An 18,336-nucleotide genomic window follows, 5' to 3' on the forward strand; every position below is an offset into this window, starting at 1 on the left:
TGACTAAGCTGAAAATCGGATTTCAAACCCCCGGACGGATGTTTTCCGTTTTGGGGTTTTTTTGCAGCCGCAGCAGGCCTTGCGCAGAGCAAGCAGGCTCCGCTTATGGTATGATAAGGAGTAGTAGAATCAATAGGTGAGGTGTCGGAATGGACAAGTGGATGTTGATAGACGGCAATAGCATCATATATCGGGCGTTTTTTGCAATGCCGCCATTAACCAATTCAGCAGGCTTGCATACGAATGCCGTATTCGGCTTTACAACGATGCTTCTAAAGTTGCTTGCAGATGAGAAGCCGACGCATGTACTGGTCGCTTTCGATGCGGGCAAGGCGACTTTCCGTCATGAGGGCTACACGGAATATAAAGGCGGCCGTGAAAAAACGCCGACGGAGCTTTCTGAACAGTTTCCTGTACTGAAAGAGCTGCTGAGCGCTTTCGGTATTGCCCAATATGAGCTGTCCGGCTATGAAGCGGATGATATTATCGGTACGTTGACGAAGATGGCGGATGAATCCAAGGTGGAGACGTTAGTCATTACTGGAGATAAAGATATGCTGCAGCTGGCATCTGAGCATGTGACAGTTGCGATTACGCGCAAAGGCATCAGTGAGGTGGAGCCATATTCCCCTGCTGCAATTCAGGAACGCTACGGCCTCAAGCCGCTGCAAATTATTGACCTGAAAGGGCTGATGGGCGATGCGTCCGACAATATTCCGGGCATTCCGGGTGTTGGCGAGAAGACCGCTCTGAAGATGCTGCATGAGTTCGGCTCCGTTGAAGAGGTACTGGCCCATACAGATAGCTTGAAGGGGAAAATGAAAGAGAAGGTTGAGGAGCATAAAGAGAGCGCCATTATGAGCAAAAAGCTGGCGACGATTTATCGCGAAGTACCGCTCGACAAGGGCGCAGATGAAATCCGCTATGCCGGGTACGAGGACGCAGCTTTGGCAGAAGCGTTTCGCAAGCTGGAGTTCAAATCGCTCATCGAACGGCTGGATCTGGGAAGCGCAGGCAGCGGGGGCAGCGAGAAGGAAGCGGCCGAAGCGGCAGCCGAGCTGAAGGTTGCGGTCATTGCCGGAGAGGACGATGCGGATACGCTGCGTGCCTTGCTGGATGATTTGAGCGGAGAAGAGGCGGCGAAAAAGTCAGCCGAAGGCGATGCTGCAGTTGAGGCTGACGCGATCAGCCACGGCTTTTATGTAGAAGCAATTGGAGACAATCCGCATCATGCCGAAGTGATCGGAATGGCCATTGCGGTCGGGGAGCAGGTCTATGTGATTGCCGCTGATGCGGTGAAGCAGCCGTTCGCAGAGCCGCTGCGGAAGTGGCTCGCGGATGCGGACAAGCCGAAATACGGCTTTGATACGCATAAGGCCGAGCTGGCCTTGGGCTGGAATGGCATTGTCTTTAACGGCGCTGTCTTTGACGTTCAGCTTGCCGCTTATTTGCTTGATCCGACGGATGCGAGCCTTACGCTCAGCGGAATGAGTCAGCGTTACGGGCTTACTGCTATAGCGGCTGATGAAGCGGTCTACGGTAAAGGCGCCAAGTTCAGAGTGCCGGATGCGGAGACGCTTAACCGTCATCTGGCGGTTAAGGCTGCTGCTGTACAGCGGATTGCGAAGCATCAACAGGGCGATCTGGAGAAAAGCGGCATGAGCAAGCTTTATTACGAGCTGGAGCAGCCGTTGTCCCGCGTGCTTGCTGCGATGGAGCAGCAGGGTATTCAGGTGGAATCCGCTGAGCTTGAACGTCTGGGCAGTGAATTGGAGCGTAATCTGTCTCAGATTATGAGCGATATTTATCGTCATGCTGGCATGGAGTTCAACATTAACTCGACGAAGCAGCTTGGCGATGTTTTATTCGAAAAGCTGGGTTTGCCGGTTATGAAAAAGACGAAGACGGGTTATTCCACCGACGCCGAGGTTCTGGAGCGGCTGGAGCCTTACCATGAGATCGTACCGCTTATTTTGCTGTACCGCTCGCTCGCAAAGCTGCAATCGACTTACGTGGAAGGTCTGCTTAAGGAGATTCGCCAGGAGACGGGCAAGATTCATACGTATTACCGGCAGACCATTGCCGCTACCGGCCGTCTGAGCAGCCAATTTCCGAATTTGCAGAACATCCCGATTCGGTTGGAGGAAGGCCGCAAAATCAGGAAAGCATTCGTGCCGTCCGAGCCGGGCTGGTACATTCTCGCAGCCGACTATTCGCAGATCGAGCTGCGCGTCCTTGCGCATATTTCAGGCGATGAGCGGCTGAAGGAAGCTTTTATCCAAGACATGGATATTCATACGAAGACTGCGATGGACGTATTTGGCGTAACAGCCGAGCAAGTCGATTCCAATATGCGCCGTTCCGCCAAAGCGGTTAATTTCGGTATCGTATACGGCATTAGCGACTTCGGCCTTTCGCAAAACTTGAATATTACGCGGAAGGAAGCGGGAGCGTTCATTGCGCAATATTTCGAGGTGTTCCAAGGCGTGCGCAAGTACATGGATGATATTGTCGCCCAAGCCCGTCAAGACGGCTATGTGACGACGCTGCTTGAACGCAGACGTTACTTGCCGGATATTAAGGCATCTAATTTCAATATTCGCTCCTTCGCAGAACGGACCGCGATGAATACGCCGATCCAAGGAACGGCAGCGGATATTATTAAGCTGGCGATGGTTCGTATGGACGAGACGCTGCGTGAGCGCAAGCTGAAGAGCCGCATGCTGCTTCAAGTACATGATGAATTGGTATTCGAAGTGCCGGAGGACGAGCTGGAGCTAATGAAGGAGCTTGTACCGACGGTAATGGCAGGTGCTCTTAAGCTGGATGTTCCGCTCAAAGCCGATGTTAATTACGGTGTGAACTGGTATGAGGCCAAGTAAATCATCCATGTAAAATGGTTGTTCAGTGATAGTAATGATGTGATTTGTGTGTATATACAGGAAGGACGTACGGTTGGTACAGCCTTCCTGTCCCGCTGCGGGTGAAATCGGGTATAATGGGATTGAGGTGAATAGCTATGCCTGAATTGCCAGAGGTAGAGACAGTTAAACGAACATTAATCGAGCTGGTCGCCGGTAAGCGGATTCAATCCGTAACGGTTAGACTGCCGAGAATTATACAGCGCCCGGAAGAGCCGGAACAATTCGCTGCCGCCTTAGAGGGCCACACGATTCAGACGGTGGAGCGCCGGGGCAAGTTTTTACGCATTATTTTGGACGGGCTGGTATTGGTGTCGCATTTGCGAATGGAAGGCCGTTACGGCGTATTCCCGAGCGAAGAGCCCATCGAGCTTCATACGCATGTTCTATTCCATTTCGATGACGGAACGGATTTGAGATATAAGGATGTCCGGCAGTTCGGCACGATGCATTTGTTCGAGACCGGCACGGATTTGGAGATGCAGCCGCTCAAGAAGTTGGGACTGGAACCGCTGGATAATCCGGACTTCACGCTGGATGCGCTCCGATCAAAGCTCGCCAAGCGCTCGACGAAAATTAAGCCGTTGCTGCTTAATCAAGAATATATCGTTGGCCTTGGCAATATTTATGTAGATGAAGCGTTGTTCAGCGCCGGCATTCATCCGGAACGTTCCGCGAATGAACTGAAGCCGGCAGAGTGGAAGAAGCTGCATGAATCAATTGTCAGCACGTTGTCCAGAGCAGTGGATGCGGGGGGATCCTCCATTAAATCCTATGTGAATGGGCAGGGGGAGATGGGGATGTTCCAGCAGCAGCTGCTGGTGTATGGCCGGAAGGACGAGGCTTGCTCCTCTTGCGGCCGTCCCATCGAGAAGTTTGTTGTAGGCGGCAGAGGCACGCATATTTGCAAGCATTGCCAGCCGCTTCCGAAAGCTCGTCAAAGCAAATAACGATTTTTATAGAGACTTGTACAACGCACCGTCATCCACCGCCTGCATATGCTGTTGTTAATATGAACAATAGGCGAATGTCTATATCGCAGCTGCTGTATTTGGAATTCATGCTGCTGCTGACGTTCGATATGCGGGGAGTGATGCGATTTGTTGGCGCATATTGTATCTTTGCTGGTGCTTGCTTTCGCTGTAAGTGTAGACGGTTTTGGCGTAGGTATTACGTACGGATTGCGGAGAATCCGAATTCCGTTGTTTTCCGTCCTTATTATTGCATTATGCTCGGGATTGATCATCTGGCTGTCTATGCAGGTTGGCTCGTGGATTACCGGCTACTTGCCGCCGATTGCGGCAAAGCTGACCGGCTCCATCATACTGATCGCCATCGGGATTTGGGCGCTGCTGCAATTGCGGCGCAACCGGAAGGAAGAGTCAGATGAAGCGATCAAGGACAATGCGGGTGTAGAGGGAGCGAGTGACGCTGCATCCGCAGAGCCAGCAAACCCTGTACTTGTCGTCATTGTAGAGCTGAAGCGTATCGGTCTGGTCATTCAAATTTTACGAACGCCGCAAGCTGCCGACGTCGACAAGTCGGGGACGATATCCGCATCGGAAGCTGTTATGCTCGGTTTTGCCTTGTCGCTTGATGCATTTGGCGCGGGCATCGGAGCGGCGATGATCGGTCTTCCTGCTTTGTGGACGGCAGTCGTTATTGCAGCGGCGAGCGCGTTGTTTCTGTTAACCGGGATCCGGTTCGGCTTCCGTTTCTCCAATTGGAAGGGAATGCGGGCGTTGTCGGTGCTTCCCGGCATTTTGCTCATCTTGATTGGCATTACGAAGCTTTTATAAGAACGGGGTGAAGGCTTATGAAGATCGGTTTAACCGGCGGTATTGCTACCGGCAAAAGCACCGTTGCCTCCATGCTAGTGGAGCGCGGTGCGCTGCTGGTCGATGCGGATCAGGTGGCGAGAGAGGTTGTTATGCCCGGTGAACCGGCTTTGGAGGCGGTCGCCTCTAAGTTCGGACAAGCCGTTATACATAAAGATGATGGCACGCTGAACCGTAAGGCGCTGGGTGCGATCGTATTCAATAACAAGGATAAGCTGGCGCAGCTGGAGGGGATTCTTCATCCCGCTATTCGTACCAGAATGCAGCAGCGGATTAAGCAATACGAAATCGACTTTCCGCAAAAGCTAGTCGTAGCGGATATCCCGCTCTTGTACGAAACGGGACAAGCATCGTTATACGACGGCATTATGGTCGCCTATGTACCGGAGAAGCTGCAGCTGGAGCGTCTTATGCTCCGCAATGCTATTGAAGCGGATGAGGCGCAGCGCAGAGTCAAGCTCCAAATGGATATTGAAGAGAAAAAGCGGCTCGCGGATTGGGTCATCGACAACAGCGGAACGCTGGAGGAGACAAGCCGCCAAATCGATCTTTTCTGGAAAAGCCAGGGTCTGCTATGAGATGGCTGCTGAAAAAACGGGTGTTTCTCGTATTGCTCATCGGCTTTATCGGTATGCTGTTTCTGAATTCGGATTGGATGGCGAGATGGATGTACCCGGTTCAATACCGCGAGGATATCCGGGCCAGCGCTTCAAATTATAAGGTTGATCCGCATCTCGTAGCAGCCATTATCCGGGCTGAGACTAATTTTTCGAATGGCAAGGTATCTTCTAAAGGCGCACTGGGCTTAATGCAAATTATGCCGGATACGGCAGACTGGATCGTTGAAAAGGCTGGCTTCGAGAAGGTAACGCCAGATATTCTGAAGCATCGGCCGGATGTGAGCATCGAGATTGGCACATGGTATTTGCAATCCTTGCATAAGCAATTTGGGCAAAATAAAATCGCAGCCATCGCCGCATATAATGCCGGTCCTGGCAATGTGCGCAAATGGCTCGACTCCGGGCGCTGGGATGGGCGCGAGGAAACGGTAAGCCTCATTCCTTTTGGCGAGACCCGGCACTATGTACAAAAGGTTATTTATTACTATAATAAGTACAAAGACCTTTATCCCGAAATGTAGCGTTTATTCCCTTTGCAAATAGAAGAAGCTTCGGCTTATCCGCGCCGCTTCAGGACGGGACAAGCCAAAGCCTCTAGTTATACATGACTGATGAAATCATTATTTACCGGCAAGGGATTGCTCGGCGATTTGCACCAGACGACGAGTGATGTTGCCGCCGATGTAGCCAGCATCTTTAGTCAAAAGGTTACCGCCGTATCCGTCTTGCGGAAACGCGATTCCCAGCTCTTGAGCGACCTCATATTTCAGTTGGTCAAGCGCTGCGGATGCTTGTGGTACAACTAGTTGGTTGCTGTTGCTCATTGTTTGTCACCTCCTTGCGGTTGGTAAAAGTATTATGTGCGAAATTTCGAACTTCATTACAGGTAAGGTTTGGAAAAAAGTAAATCTAGTCCAGAAGGAAGTGATGGATATGAAATGCCCTTATTGCGACAACTCCGGCACGAAGGTTCTTGACTCGCGTCCGGCTAACGAGAACAAGTCGATCCGACGCAGACGCGAATGCGAGCGGTGCAGCCGCCGTTTTACGACGTTCGAGATGATTGAGGAGACACCGCTGATCGTAATCAAGAAGGACGGCAGCCGCGAAGAATTCAGCCGCGACAAAATTTTGCGCGGATTGATCCGCGCCTGCGAGAAGCGCCCGGTATCGGTAGAGAACCTGGAGGTTATCGTCTCCGAAGTGGAGAAAGAGCTCCGTACCACGGCGCTGGCCGAAGTGGAAAGCCGTGATATCGGCGAGATCGTCATGGGCCAGCTCTATCCGGTCGATGAAGTTGCCTACGTCCGCTTCGCGTCCGTATACCGCCAGTTTAAGGACATCGATATGTTTATGAAGGAATTGAACAGCCTGCTGTCTAAGCACCCGTTGAATGGGAATGGCCAGGTTTAGTTGACTCTTACTTGTGTGGACCGGTGAGGTCCGTGGGAAGAGTGGAGAGTTAGAGTACGGCTAAGAGTAAGCGAAGAGAAGATGATGGAGATAAGCAGCATGCGATGCGCATGGTGCTTATTTTTGTTGTGTGCGGGTGTGGGAAGGGGGATTGTTGGAGGAGAGGGTCAGGGAGGTTAAGTTGGCGGGAAAGAGAGGGCAGTCATTGTAGGAGATGATGATTGCTTTCGTGTCTTGTGTAGCTTTGAAGAGATGATCTTTGCCGGTGGACTTTGTTCGGGTGACAAGACTATGGTCGTGAATATAACCTTTAGTTTCGCCGATGCGCTAAAGTAACTTATTTCTCTGTTGAGTAACTAATTTCTTTATTTCTTGTGAAAAAAGCTCTCCAATTGAGGATAAGGATTAAAAGTTCATAAGAGCGGAAATGAATTTCGCAATAAGGAAAATTAGTTGCTTAGTTGAGTGGGAGGGTGAATCAACTTCTCCTCAGAGAGAAGTTTTATAGCACTATTGACTTCGATAATGGCAGCGTGCTAATATAAAACTTGTCGCTGCTTTCGTGAGAAGATAAGCGGTTACACTACTAAATTCCTTGAAATTCGGGGCCTTAGCTCAGCTGGGAGAGCGCTTGCATGGCATGCAAGAGGTCAGGGGTTCGATCCCCCTAGGCTCCATACAAAAAAAAACGTCATCACATATCGTGATGGCGTTTTTTGTATGGATTGCCTGGGGGAGATAAACCCCTGAAGGGTTCGCCGCGCGGACGTAGCGAATGCGGAGGAGCATGACGTCTGAATCTACCTCTATAAGTCTTCGTCGAGTAAGCATCGTCAGCTATTTGATCAGAATTCATACATCCCAAGATGAATAGACGAGCAAGCGCGAGGCATTTCCCCTAGGCTCCACCATACTTTAAATCAGAAATGGCAGAAGTATCGTTTATGTATTAGGAGATAACTTGATTGCTTTTATACAGTCACAGAGTCTTGAAGTGGCAAGAGGCATAGACTGCGTCGCGGGAATAAAACAATTTCCTTATCCGATTTGAATAGAATAGCAAAAACTAGGGTGCCGTAGATCAGCAGCCTAGTTTTTTGGAGAAGATTTGAATTACGCATTCATCTTAATGAGGTTGCATTTCAGTTCTTCGCGGCGTTTGCGCGAGTAGGAAATACGGAAGAAGGTAGCGGCAGTTGCAGCAGCTAGAATGACGCTCGTTGCGCCGATCCAACTGATGTAGCTCAGTGATGCCTGCTCGACGACAACACCGCCAAGACCAGCACCAACGGCCATGCCAAGATGCAACACGGAGGTATTCATACTAAGCATAATGCCGGATGCCTCTGGAGCAAGTGACATTAGATGAAATTGTTGAGTAGGGCTGGAAGACCACACTGTGAAAGACCAAAACATCAGAAGCGGGAATACGATCAACGGCGATTGTCCAGCTAGTGAGAGCAGAACTAGAGCAATGGTATTAAACAGCATTCCGATGACTAATGTGCGGGGAGCTCCCCATCTATCGGTGCTGTAGCCGCCGAATTTAGAGCCAAACAAGCTGGCGATACCGAAAGCGAAAAGTGCGATGCTTACGCTTTGCTCGCTTAATTTGGTTATGGTCAGCAAGTAGGGCGAAATATAGGAGTAAACAACAGAGTATCCGCCAATCCACATGAAGGCGACAGCCAACGCGATCGCAATTTCAGGTTTCTTCAACAGTGTAAACTGTTTGCGAATCGGAACAGGCTCCTCGCCATTGGATTTGGGAATGGCAATAAGGATTAACAACATGGCAAGCACACCTAGTAGACCGATAACACCGAAAATGAGCTTCCAATCATAAACCGAAGCGGCGACTCTTCCAAGTGGAACTCCGATAATTAAGGAGGTACTGAAGCCCATTATAAGTGTTGCAATCGCACTACCTTGTTTGCCAGGTGCAGCGAGCTTGGCAGCAACCGTCAATGAGGTAACGAGAAACACGCCGGTACTAATCGCGAGAACAACACGCGATAAGAGCAAGAATGTAAAGCCGGGTAACGCTAAGGCAATTAGGTTGCCTACTGCAAATACACCAAGCGCATAAAGCAGAAGTTGACGTCTCTCCATACGTGCAGTGACGGCTATGACGATCGGTGTGCCTAAGGCATAGGCCAGTGAAAAAACGGTAATCAGCTGACCTGCGACCGATACGGAGACACCTACATCTACAGCCACCTTATCCAAAATCCCTGCAATAATAAATTCGGATGTCCCGACTAGAAAGCTGATAATAGCCAGCATATAAATTTTTAATACGTTCGACATACCAGTAAAGCTCCTCTCGATACTTTAATATTTTTATATTTCTAGTTCTATAGAAATAATGAAGAAAAAAATTACTCCAGCAAATAAGGCGCATATTTCTGTGCCATTTCGCGGTTTACGCTGTAGTAGATATATGTTCCGTCCTTGCGGAGGTTCAGCAGTCCACAGTCTGTCAATTGCTTTAAGTGATGGGAAAGCGTTGAACTGGCCACCGATTCCAGCTTGGACTCGATATCCGAGCAACACAAAGTTGTCTCCTCCGTAAGGAGCAGAGCAATTTTGATTCTCGTGGGTTCTCCGAGCGCTTTGTACACTTTAACAGCTTGACGTACGTTCGCATTTTCTTCTACCATCGTAAATTCACCTTTTCCAACTGTGGTTATTTCTATATGCGTAGAAATAATGTAGCATACCTTTATTTGTATGTAAACAAAGAATGTGAAGGTGTAGTTTATTTTAACAGATTAGTGGCTTGGGCTTTCCGTGAAATAACTATCAACATGCCAGGCTCCTATGTTGAATTAGTCTTCATTAGGAGGACGCTATTTTTCTTTTCATCTGAAGTGGTTTTTCTTTTCTTAGTGGGATCTAGGGTTCGTCCGAGCGCGCAGGATTCCGGTGTTTAAAAAACAATCGCCATTCTCTAATTTATAGAGAACGGCGATTATTTTATATGTTTATTTAATTTTACTAATTATAACTCGGCAACCCCCACAGGAGTTTCTGTACGATCGGCAGTGGTGCGTTTGAGCGTTACGGCTAAAAGCAGGCTGACTGCTGCAAGCGCGGCAAGTAAAACATAAGCATTATGATAAGCATGCGTCATGGCAGCAGACATTACGGTTTCACCTTGGCTTACATAATGGCTGGTACGGCTCACAACAAAGGTGGTAAGTCCGGCGACTGCGAATGAAGTAATAACCTGTTGAGCCGCGCTAGTTAGAGATGTAACCCGACCGACAAGTTCTCTTGGCGCGTTTTGAATCAGATGGGTGTTCAAAGCCAGGAACGACATGCCCATTCCAAGTCCGATCAAGGCTCGAGGAGCGAGGAACGTCCAAGGGCTATTGCTCGGGTCGATGAACGAGAGCAGAAAAGCTCCGATTCCCGCAAACATTAGCCCGGTAAAGACGAGAGGCCTTGCGCCAACCCGGTCGTATAGACGGCCGCCGATTGGCATCGCGATTCCTGCTGCAATCGCGTGAGGCAGTGTCCATAAACCGGCTTTTAGAGCGCTCATTCCCATTAATTGCTGCATGAAATACGGTACGGCAAACACAATTCCAAACATCGTGAACTGCAAAGCCCACTGCAGCAGAATTCCTCGTGTAAATTGGGAGGAACGGAAAACTCTCAATTCAAGTAAAGGTTCACTTTTGCGGGTCAGTTCGACAATGACAAACAAGATTAATGCGGCTGCGCCAACGGAAAGACCGATGATTGTCTTCGCGGAATGCCAGCTTGTGCCTCCCTCGCTTATGCCGTAAGAAAGGCCTCCAAAAGCAAGCGGCGCGAGCGCCATGCCGAGTAAATCAAGCGGAGCCGAAGCTTTCTTTGCCAAATTCGGAAGCGTCGTCATACACATGATTACGCCAATGATACCAATCGGAACATTAATCAGAAATATCCACTGCCAATTGACATAGTCAATCAAATAACCAGAAACAATCGGCCCAAGAGCTGGTGCAAGCAGAACGGGGATGCCCATCATGCCCATGATGCGGCCGACTTTATCGGGAGGGCTGAAGCGATACGTCATCGAAAAGGCAATTGGCATCACCATGCCTCCGCCAAGGCCTTGCAAAACCCGGAAAAAGATAAGCTGCTCAGCTGAGCCGGCAAACGCGCATAAGATCGAACCAAGCGTGAACAAAATGATGGAAATAATAAATATTCGTTTAGCGCCATATCGGTCCGACATCCAGCCGGCAAGCGGGATAACCGCCGCTTGTGCGAGCGCATATCCGGTAACTGTCCATTGAATGAGGCTTAGCGTGCTATTGAAGTCTTTTGCGAGTACAGGAATGGCGACATTGACGGCCGTCGTGTCCAGAATAACCATAAACATGCCGATAATTAAAGCGATCAATGGGGCAACTAACGATCGCATGGACAAGGGCTGTTCGGAGCCAAGCGACTCGGATGTAGACATGATGATCTCTCCTTATGTGTATTGATTTCATATGAGTAATTTAGCACAGACCTCGAACTATGTAAACTAAAAACGTAAAATTAGTTTATTTCGTTTAAACGGTGTACATATTGTTGATTTACGATATACTTGTTTACATAGGCAGGAGGCGGGATTATATGATGGATTGCGAAGGTTTGGATGAAGCAGAAGCCAAGAAGCAAACAAATAAATTGAAATTTATTATTAAAATACTACCTTATATTCAAAAAAACGGGTTCAATTCATTGAAAATGGATGATGCCGCTAAATATATGGACATAAGTAAAGCAACGATGTATAAATATTTTTCTTCCAAGGATGAAATCATTGAATCCTTGGTTCTTCAGAGCGTTACCTACATCGATCAACTGTTGCTGGAGGAAGTGCCTTCAAAATTAACGGCACAATCGGAACCTACACATAGGGAGCTGATGCTCTATGGAGAAACATTCAACATCACTTTTAAAATATCGATGAAGCTGGCTTATTATTTAAGTGATGCTCTTCTTGATGATTTAAACAATGCTTATCCTGAATTAGCGGCAAAGCTTGCAGAAGGATTGGAGCGTTGCCGGAAAAAGCTTATGTCTTATTATGACAGCGGGATGGAGCTTGGTGTTTTTCATCGGTTGAATTCTAGAGTCTTGCTTATCCAATTAGACGTCGTATTCAGAGAGTTGCTTGATCCTAAGCTTCTCATGCTGCACAATATGACATTAAAGCAAGCTTTGCTCGATTTCTATCAAGCCATGAAGTGTCAGGTATTTAAAGAACAATGGATTCACGAGGATCAGCCTGGGATTGAGCCTTACATCCATGAATTCATTTTAAGAAAGTTTTCCAATGAATAGCCCCTAACAATTAGTTAACGATGACACGCCAACTAGGCGTGTTTTTTTGTATGGTGGACTCTAGGGGAGATTAGACCCGCATGTCGCAATTTCATACATGAAAGGCATCAAGTTATAGTAAACATTATCGCCGCTATATGCTATTGTCATTTCATATACATTCATAGAAAGAAGGACTGGATAATGAGCAAAAATTTGCGTATAGGAATTATTGGAACAGGCGGCATAGCTAATGCCCACGTTGCCGCTTATAAAAAACTGCCATATGTAGAGATCGTAGGTGTGGCGGACGTGATTCCAGATAAAGCTGCTGCTTTCGCACAGGCGCAGGGCTTGACGGAAGCGGCTTCATTCGACAGCCATACTGAGCTGCTTCGTATGGAGCTTGATGGCGTCAGCATCTGTACGCCAAACATTTCCCATCATCGGACAACGGTCGATTCCTTGCGCAGCGGCAAAAACGTGCTGCTTGAGAAGCCGATGTCGATCACTTTGCAAGAAGGAATCGAAATGACGCAGGCAGCGAAGGAAAGCGGGAAAATGCTGACACTGGGTTTCCAACCGCGCTACGATCCGAATATGAAGCTTCTGCAAACGATTGTGCAATCGGGGCGTCTCGGCAACGTATACTACGTTGAGACAGGCGGCGGACGCCGTCGCGGCATGCCGGGAGGCACATTCATCAGCAAAAAGCTCGCGGGTGCCGGCGCTATGGCCGACATTGGCTGCTACTCACTGGATATGGCGTTGAACACGCTTGGCTATCCTCGTCCGGTTTCCGTATCTGCGTTCACGTCGAACCATTTCGGGACCAATCCCTTGTACCATCCGGAAGCGAGCAAGTTTGAGGTTGAAGATTTCGGCGTAGCTATGGTTCGTTTCGAGAATGATCTCGTGCTGCAGTTCAAAATTTCTTGGGCCATGCATATGGATTCGCTCGGTGCGACGATGTTCCTCGGCACGGACGCAGGCCTGAAAGTAACACCGGCTGGAACTGGGCCATGGTCGGGCGTATGGGATGGATCTGTTGGTTCTATCACGTTGTATCATGATGAATACGGCACTCAAACCTCAACGCCGATTCCGACCATTGGGCATCAATTGAATCTGTTTGACCGGAAAGTACATGATTTCGCAGAAGCAGTTAGAGATGGCAGAGAGGCTCCAATTCCAGGCGAACAAATCCTCATCCAGCAAGCAATTATCGACGGGGTGCTGCGCTCAGCGGAAGCCCGCCGCGAAGTATCGATCGAATTGCCTGATTTCCGTTAAGCCTATAATAAAAGCAAAAGAACCGGCTTCGTGAGAAGCGGGTTCTTTTGCTTTTGTCAGGATATTGTATATTCAGTCCATATACGGACTCAGCAGCGTGGCAAGCTTTTCTGCAATTTTGACATGTCCGGCATCGCTTGGATGCGTACCGTCTACCGTATCCGCCGCCGTGATCCAGCCGGTTGTATCGATGTAATGCAGCTTGTTGTCCCCTCCGTTATGGACGGTATTGAAGGCCAGTAGTGTCGGTAAAGACATGGAGCCAATGAACGTTTTCATTACAAAAATGTCCGCCAACGGATACTTGGCTCTTATATTTTGCAAGAAGGTGATATACGTTTGTTTGAAGTCGTTGTCTGTCACATTAAAGCCGCTATCGTTCGTGCCGAGATTGATCACGACTGCACGCGCTTGATAAGTATTGAAATCCCATAGCGTGGAGTCATTGTCATATACGGATCTCATCTTAAAGAACTGATTGCTCATGCCGACACTGTTCGGCGAATGGCATTGGATGTTATCCACCAGGCAGATACCCGGAAAAGCGATCTGGGTGTGCTCCGCACCGAGCTGTTCACCGACTAGCCATGCGTAGTCTGACAAGGCAATTTTCGAATTGAGGTAGCCGGATGTGATGGAATCCCCGATAAATTCAATTAAATGGCTGCTCAGTGCAGTTGCCTGTGTGTCTGCTCCCGCATCCAGCTCTAGGCTCTGAATTTCCAGCATATCATTCTCGGAGGCTGAGGTAATTCGCAGAGAGTGCGAGCCGCTTGCCAGGGCCGTTGGGGTCAAGTACACCGTGCCTGACACTTGGCTAAACAGAACATCCTCTCCACCGTCGATAGAAACGTAGATGCTGGCCGATCTGGCAAGCTTAACGGTAACATGAGTACCCGTAAAATTCGTTTTCATATACGAACCGCCCCAATAGCTCTTGTACACGGAACTTGAGCTCTTATCCCATCTGCCTACGAATTTAAGATTGGGGTCGGTAACGGAAATCTCTTTGCCGGGAAGCGGCTTGATTTTCTTGACAACGTTCACTGAAGCGATTTTCAACTCTGCGCCGGGATTACTTCCTCCCTGAATTGAAAATCGAAAGTCTGCCCCGTTTGCCCGGTTTCCAAAGTAAGCGTTCGTAAGCAGGTAGGTTTGTGTTTTCCAGGTATCCGTGCCGGTGAAGGAAATCAAAGGTGCATTTGTGAAGGCTGCCGTCGAGGAATCATATTGCATGATTAATTTCCCGTTGCCCGAATCGAAAAAGGTAACACTAACCTCTACATCAAATTCTGTATTGTTCTTGAGATACGTATCGCTGACGTTCATATACAAATAATTTGTGCGAGGCACGTCGGAATTTTTGTTCGTCTGCCAGTAGCTTTTTCCAGCTATTGTGCCCGTGATGAGTCCGGCCGGATTGTCTCCGGCAAAGGGATGAATGCCGTTCTCGATGGGGGTTCCGCCCAGTATGACGCTAACTTCTTCTACTTCTTCTTCGTTAGATGTGGCGTTGATTAGTTGATGCTGCGTGCAGGAGACGAGAATGAGCATGGAAATGATCAGAAGGCTGTTCACCCAAAAATGAATAGTGAACCGCTTGAAGCCGTAATGCTTAGTTGCCATTGAATTGTCCTCCTTTAGGGGAAGTGGTATTACCTTTCTACTGAAGTTCGTGTACGCCTTGTAGGTGTTTTACACTCTTGGTTATGGTATTGTAAACCATAAATGTAAGAATTCATATGCGATGTTTATAAACTATTATAGGGTAAAAGGAGTCAGGAAAAGTTGATGATCAAATTTGGTCTTGAACCTTTTAAATGGGAGCTTGCCATAGATTCGGTTGATTATTTGCTTTCCAGCCTGCAAGAGGATATCGATTTGGGGTTTAGGACGGATAAAGATATTGAAGCAATACAAAACAAAGCATATAAGTGCGAGACTGTAAAATTAAGCCCCGGTGAGGATACTGTTTATAATGTAAAGGTCGGAGATGTTTGGTTAGGCGAACTTGAATAGCAAATGAAAAGCCTCTAAGGAAATATTATAGGAATGATTGTTAAATTATTACTGTTAAAAACCGATATATATGGATATTAGAATCTGTTCTGAAGGAGCAACCATCATGTCAGTGTCAGGAATACAGCCAACCACAATTTATAACAAAAGTTCAATCTCAAACCCTCAGACCCCGCCAACAACTCAGATTAATCAATTGACGCAAGAATCTGGCGGCGATAATTCTGTAAATACGGATCCGGTGCAGTCCACGTCTTCCTATGTTTTTGATAGCAGCAAGATTACGCAGGAACTAAGAGACGCAGCACTTGGTCCACTTAGTTCAAGTTCATATTGGAGTATAAAGCTCGAGAACTGGACCAGCAATTTCGTTGTGAAGCAAGCTTACCTGCGTGATCAGATTATTAAAAATACAGACGGTGAGGAACAGAAGAAGCAGCTTCAACGTTTTGATTATGAAAGTGAGCTATATGTTGATTGGATCGCCAATGTGGCAAGTAATTCGATCACCGATATTATGAATGGTGATGCACGGGTCATATTCAATGAGATTGAAAGCGAGAGGGAAAAGTTCCTTGAGAACTTCACTCCTATTTTTAATAAAGAAGGGCTAAAGCAGCAGTTTGTGGATATGATTCATGCTGAGCAGGAACTGTTTAGCCAGTCCAAGCCGAACGATGCCGAGTGGGACAAAATTTTGACTTCAGGCGGCGTGGGGTTAGAGCAGCTAGAAAAGAAACTTAAAACAGAAATGCTTAATCAACAAGCGGGGGATTCTGTTTCTTTTGATAAGCTGAATTACCGTGATCTTGTTGGAACATTTAATGCTTTTAAAATGGGTAGCTATGGATTATCCACTATAGGCTCAACAGAACTTATTTTTCCTAGAATTGGGCTTGATCAGGCCATGGTTGGTCTATATCTAGCGAATACATCAATGAGCTCGTTTGTCAAAAACAAAATTACTGAAACGCTCGACAGAGCAGTAGACAATAAAATCAAAATTCAAAATTTCCAGGATGCAATGTGGTCACTTCGTCTAGGAAGCGGAGGGAAGGAAAGATTTTCTTTTAACCAGCCCCTAACGGATGAATTGCGTTTGAAAGTAGAACGTTATATGAAGAGCGATGACTATAAAGCTTCCCCGTCCCAGATCATTCAAGAACAGCTTGCAAAGTTGAGCACCATCAATTCTAAATTGTTCGTACAAAATTTCCTCAATTTACAGCAACAAGTCAAGCAAAGTCTGCTTTCAGGTCCAGAGATTCTGGGGGATGTCGGGAAAGATAAGAAAGTAGCTTTTGCTGACAGCATCACTCGGGGCTATACTGACGATTGGAACAAATTCATTGATTACCTCTCTATAGATGAAAGTGCGAAAAAGGATTATTACGTACCGACACGCATTGGAGATACATTGGATGTAAAGGTCTAACTTGTCTTGAGTAGAATAACAGAACTCTACATATCTTAGATGCTTCGTAAAAAATAGATGAGATGGTATACTATATCTGTATCTATAGTGAGAGGATTTGAGTATGTAGTGTCCAACAATTTTTGGCGTGATTTACCACGGCCATTTTTTATACTTGCACCGATGGAGGATGTGACGGATGTTGTTTTCCGGCATGTAGTAAGTAAAGCGGGCAGGCCCGATGTGTTTTTTACAGAGTTTACAAATACGGAAAGCTACTGTCATCCTGAAGGGACTTACGGTGTACGAGGACGTTTAACATTTACGGAAGATGAACAACCAATGGTTGCACATATTTGGGGGGATAAGCCTCAATATTTCAAGGAAATGAGCATTGGCATGGCTAAGCTTGGCTTCAAAGGCGTAGATATCAACATGGGTTGTCCCGTGCACAATGTTGCTACGAAAGGCAAGGGAAGCGGCCTTATTCTGCATCCCGATCTTGCGGCAAATATTATTCAAGCTGCCAAAGCGGGAGGATTGCCTGTCAGTGTGAAAACTAGGCTTGGCTACAACGATCTAGAGGAATGGCGGGGCTGGTTAACTCACATTTTGGAGCAAGATATTGCGAATCTGTCTATTCATCTCCGTACAAGAAAGGAAATGAGTGTAGCAGATGCACATTGGGAGCTGATTCCGGAAATTAAGGAGCTTCGTGATCGTATAGCACCAGATACTCTTCTGACAATCAATGGAGATATTCCTGACCGGCAAACGGGCTTAAAGCTTGCGGAGCAATATGGTGTGGATGGAATCATGATTGGGAGAGGGATTTTCCATAATCCTTTTGCCTTTGAACAAGAACCGAGGGAGCATAGCAGTGACGAATTGCTTGATCTGTTGAACTTGCATCTTGATCTTCATGATAAGTATGCAGCAGAACTAACGCAGCGCCCATTTAAAGCACTTCTGCGGTTCTTCAAGATATATGTCAAAGGATTCCGCGGGGCAAGTGAACTGCGAAATCAATTGATGAGCACGAAGTCAACGGATGAAGTGCGTGAACTTCTTAGTACCTTTGAACAGAATGTTGATGCTGTGATTGAAGCGGATGCAATGAAGAATCAGCTTTAAGCATCCGCATTTATCTGTTTGAAAAGCCAGACAGCCTGAATTCCCTTGAATTCGGGCTGTATTTTATTCTAATCCTCATCCTGATCGATTTACTCCACACGTGTTAACTCCCCGTATATAGCGAGCAAGCGTTTTCATGAATGTAATATTGCCCCCGTAAAGGATAAGACTACCTCATTGGAACTCCATTACAACACTCGTATGATAAGGATATGGTAAGTCCACAATTTATAGTTTGCGTTTCGGGAACAGGGTTAAAAGAAGTAGTGAGATTACGTTATTTGCACGTACGCTTATCGCTTTTTGAATCCTGTTGTTTTTTTGAGCTCATGAAAACGCTAACATGGAGTCAATTGTGGACGAATGCGCTT

General features: G+C 47.4%; 16 protein-coding genes and 1 tRNA gene. 12 read left to right on the top strand and 5 right to left on the bottom strand.

Annotated elements, in window-relative coordinates; all coding sequences use genetic code 11:
- Positions 1-149 precede the first annotated feature (149 nt).
- From polA to IEX98_RS00800, 5 genes are all read left to right on the top strand, one after another.
- Positions 150-2,882, top strand: coding sequence for a DNA polymerase I (gene polA, locus IEX98_RS00780; RefSeq protein WP_188887046.1), 2,733 nt, complete (start codon positions 150-152; stop codon positions 2,880-2,882).
- A gap of 137 nt (positions 2,883-3,019) precedes the next feature.
- Positions 3,020-3,871, top strand: coding sequence for a DNA-formamidopyrimidine glycosylase (gene mutM, locus IEX98_RS00785; RefSeq protein ID WP_188887047.1), 852 nt, complete (start codon positions 3,020-3,022; stop codon positions 3,869-3,871).
- Positions 3,872-4,021: 150 nt separating this feature from the next.
- A complete protein-coding gene (ytaF, locus tag IEX98_RS00790) occupies positions 4,022-4,720 on the top strand; it encodes a sporulation membrane protein YtaF (protein ID WP_188887048.1) in 699 nt (232 codons plus the stop codon).
- Positions 4,721-4,737: 17 nt separating this feature from the next.
- On the top strand, positions 4,738-5,337 hold the full coding sequence (gene coaE / locus IEX98_RS00795; protein ID WP_188887049.1) for a dephospho-CoA kinase: 600 nt from the start codon (positions 4,738-4,740) through the stop codon (positions 5,335-5,337).
- Entirely contained in the window at positions 5,334-5,900 is a 567-nt protein-coding gene (locus tag IEX98_RS00800) for a lytic transglycosylase domain-containing protein (RefSeq protein ID WP_188887050.1), read from the top strand. The genes coaE and IEX98_RS00800 overlap by 4 nt, the downstream gene beginning before the upstream one ends.
- A 99-nt stretch (positions 5,901-5,999) precedes the next feature.
- On the opposite strand, the gene IEX98_RS00805 is transcribed toward IEX98_RS00800, so the two are convergent.
- The gene (locus tag IEX98_RS00805) at positions 6,000-6,203 is read right to left on the bottom strand and encodes an alpha/beta-type small acid-soluble spore protein (RefSeq protein WP_042163543.1); all 204 of its coding nucleotides are present in this window, start codon (positions 6,201-6,203) and stop codon (positions 6,000-6,002) included.
- A gap of 109 nt (positions 6,204-6,312) precedes the next feature.
- On the opposite strand from IEX98_RS00805, the gene nrdR reads away from it, so the two are divergent.
- Together nrdR and IEX98_RS00815 are read left to right on the top strand one after the other, a co-directional pair.
- Positions 6,313-6,792, top strand: coding sequence for a transcriptional regulator NrdR (nrdR, locus tag IEX98_RS00810; protein ID WP_188887051.1), 480 nt, complete (start codon positions 6,313-6,315; stop codon positions 6,790-6,792).
- Positions 6,793-7,396: 604 nt separating this feature from the next.
- Positions 7,397-7,469 (top strand) — tRNA-Ala (locus IEX98_RS00815).
- 436 nt (positions 7,470-7,905) lie between these two features.
- Here IEX98_RS00815 and IEX98_RS00820 read toward each other — a convergent pair.
- The 3 genes from IEX98_RS00820 to IEX98_RS00830 all read right to left on the bottom strand — a co-directional run bounded on the left by IEX98_RS00820 (position 7,906) and on the right by IEX98_RS00830 (position 11,254).
- Positions 7,906-9,102 (bottom strand): MFS transporter, encoded by a 1,197-nt coding sequence (locus IEX98_RS00820; RefSeq protein ID WP_188887052.1) that lies wholly within the window; start codon positions 9,100-9,102, stop codon positions 7,906-7,908.
- A gap of 71 nt (positions 9,103-9,173) precedes the next feature.
- The gene (locus IEX98_RS00825; protein WP_188887053.1) at positions 9,174-9,455 is read right to left on the bottom strand and encodes an ArsR/SmtB family transcription factor; all 282 of its coding nucleotides are present in this window, start codon (positions 9,453-9,455) and stop codon (positions 9,174-9,176) included.
- Between the two features lie 341 nt (positions 9,456-9,796).
- Positions 9,797-11,254 (bottom strand): DHA2 family efflux MFS transporter permease subunit, encoded by a 1,458-nt coding sequence (locus IEX98_RS00830; protein ID WP_188887054.1) that lies wholly within the window; start codon positions 11,252-11,254, stop codon positions 9,797-9,799.
- A 158-nt stretch (positions 11,255-11,412) separates the two neighbouring features.
- On the opposite strand from IEX98_RS00830, the gene IEX98_RS00835 reads away from it, so the two are divergent.
- Positions 11,413-12,126, top strand: a complete 714-nt coding sequence (locus IEX98_RS00835; protein ID WP_188887055.1) for a TetR/AcrR family transcriptional regulator — start codon at positions 11,413-11,415, stop codon at positions 12,124-12,126.
- Positions 12,127-12,309: 183 nt separating this feature from the next.
- Positions 12,310-13,398: a Gfo/Idh/MocA family protein gene (locus tag IEX98_RS00840; RefSeq protein WP_188887056.1), complete on the top strand. Its 1,089-nt coding sequence runs from the start codon at positions 12,310-12,312 to the stop codon at positions 13,396-13,398.
- A 72-nt stretch (positions 13,399-13,470) separates the two neighbouring features.
- Here the strand turns inward: IEX98_RS00840 and IEX98_RS00845 are convergent, their stop codons facing one another.
- The gene (locus IEX98_RS00845; protein WP_188887057.1) at positions 13,471-15,024 is read right to left on the bottom strand and encodes an SGNH/GDSL hydrolase family protein; all 1,554 of its coding nucleotides are present in this window, start codon (positions 15,022-15,024) and stop codon (positions 13,471-13,473) included.
- Between the two features lie 162 nt (positions 15,025-15,186).
- Between IEX98_RS00845 and IEX98_RS00850 the strand changes: the two genes are divergently transcribed.
- From IEX98_RS00850 to IEX98_RS00860, 3 genes are all read left to right on the top strand, one after another.
- Entirely contained in the window at positions 15,187-15,417 is a 231-nt protein-coding gene (locus IEX98_RS00850; RefSeq protein ID WP_188887058.1) for a hypothetical protein, read from the top strand.
- A gap of 106 nt (positions 15,418-15,523) precedes the next feature.
- Positions 15,524-16,852, top strand: a complete 1,329-nt coding sequence (locus IEX98_RS00855; protein WP_188887059.1) for a hypothetical protein — start codon at positions 15,524-15,526, stop codon at positions 16,850-16,852.
- Positions 16,853-16,909: 57 nt separating this feature from the next.
- The gene (locus IEX98_RS00860; protein ID WP_188887060.1) at positions 16,910-17,965 is read left to right on the top strand and encodes a tRNA dihydrouridine synthase; all 1,056 of its coding nucleotides are present in this window, start codon (positions 16,910-16,912) and stop codon (positions 17,963-17,965) included.
- Positions 17,966-18,336: the final 371 nt, after the last annotated feature.

This window comes from Paenibacillus radicis (ex Gao et al. 2016) (assembly GCF_014641555.1).
GTDB classification, from domain to species: Bacteria; Bacillota; Bacilli; order Paenibacillales; family Paenibacillaceae; genus Pristimantibacillus; species Pristimantibacillus radicis.

What these genes read in the sequence shown, in the direction of transcription:
- IEX98_RS00820 (WP_188887052.1), bottom strand. Translation starts at nt 9,102, where the DNA reads ATGTCGAACGTATTAAAAATTTATATGCTGGCTATTATCAGCTTTCTA.
- IEX98_RS00800 (WP_188887050.1), top strand. Translation starts at nt 5,334, where the DNA reads ATGAGATGGCTGCTGAAAAAACGGGTGTTTCTCGTATTGCTCATCGGC.
- IEX98_RS00805 (WP_042163543.1), bottom strand. Translation starts at nt 6,203, where the DNA reads ATGAGCAACAGCAACCAACTAGTTGTACCACAAGCATCCGCAGCGCTT.
- IEX98_RS00835 (WP_188887055.1), top strand. Translation starts at nt 11,413, where the DNA reads ATGATGGATTGCGAAGGTTTGGATGAAGCAGAAGCCAAGAAGCAAACA.
- IEX98_RS00830 (WP_188887054.1), bottom strand. Translation starts at nt 11,254, where the DNA reads ATGTCTACATCCGAGTCGCTTGGCTCCGAACAGCCCTTGTCCATGCGA.
- IEX98_RS00855 (WP_188887059.1), top strand. Translation starts at nt 15,524, where the DNA reads ATGTCAGTGTCAGGAATACAGCCAACCACAATTTATAACAAAAGTTCA.
- IEX98_RS00840 (WP_188887056.1), top strand. Translation starts at nt 12,310, where the DNA reads ATGAGCAAAAATTTGCGTATAGGAATTATTGGAACAGGCGGCATAGCT.
- nrdR (WP_188887051.1), top strand. Translation starts at nt 6,313, where the DNA reads ATGAAATGCCCTTATTGCGACAACTCCGGCACGAAGGTTCTTGACTCG.
- IEX98_RS00845 (WP_188887057.1), bottom strand. Translation starts at nt 15,024, where the DNA reads ATGGCAACTAAGCATTACGGCTTCAAGCGGTTCACTATTCATTTTTGG.
- coaE (WP_188887049.1), top strand. Translation starts at nt 4,738, where the DNA reads ATGAAGATCGGTTTAACCGGCGGTATTGCTACCGGCAAAAGCACCGTT.
- mutM (WP_188887047.1), top strand. Translation starts at nt 3,020, where the DNA reads ATGCCTGAATTGCCAGAGGTAGAGACAGTTAAACGAACATTAATCGAG.
- IEX98_RS00860 (WP_188887060.1), top strand. Translation starts at nt 16,910, where the DNA reads ATGAGATGGTATACTATATCTGTATCTATAGTGAGAGGATTTGAGTAT.
- polA (WP_188887046.1), top strand. Translation starts at nt 150, where the DNA reads ATGGACAAGTGGATGTTGATAGACGGCAATAGCATCATATATCGGGCG.
- IEX98_RS00825 (WP_188887053.1), bottom strand. Translation starts at nt 9,455, where the DNA reads ATGGTAGAAGAAAATGCGAACGTACGTCAAGCTGTTAAAGTGTACAAA.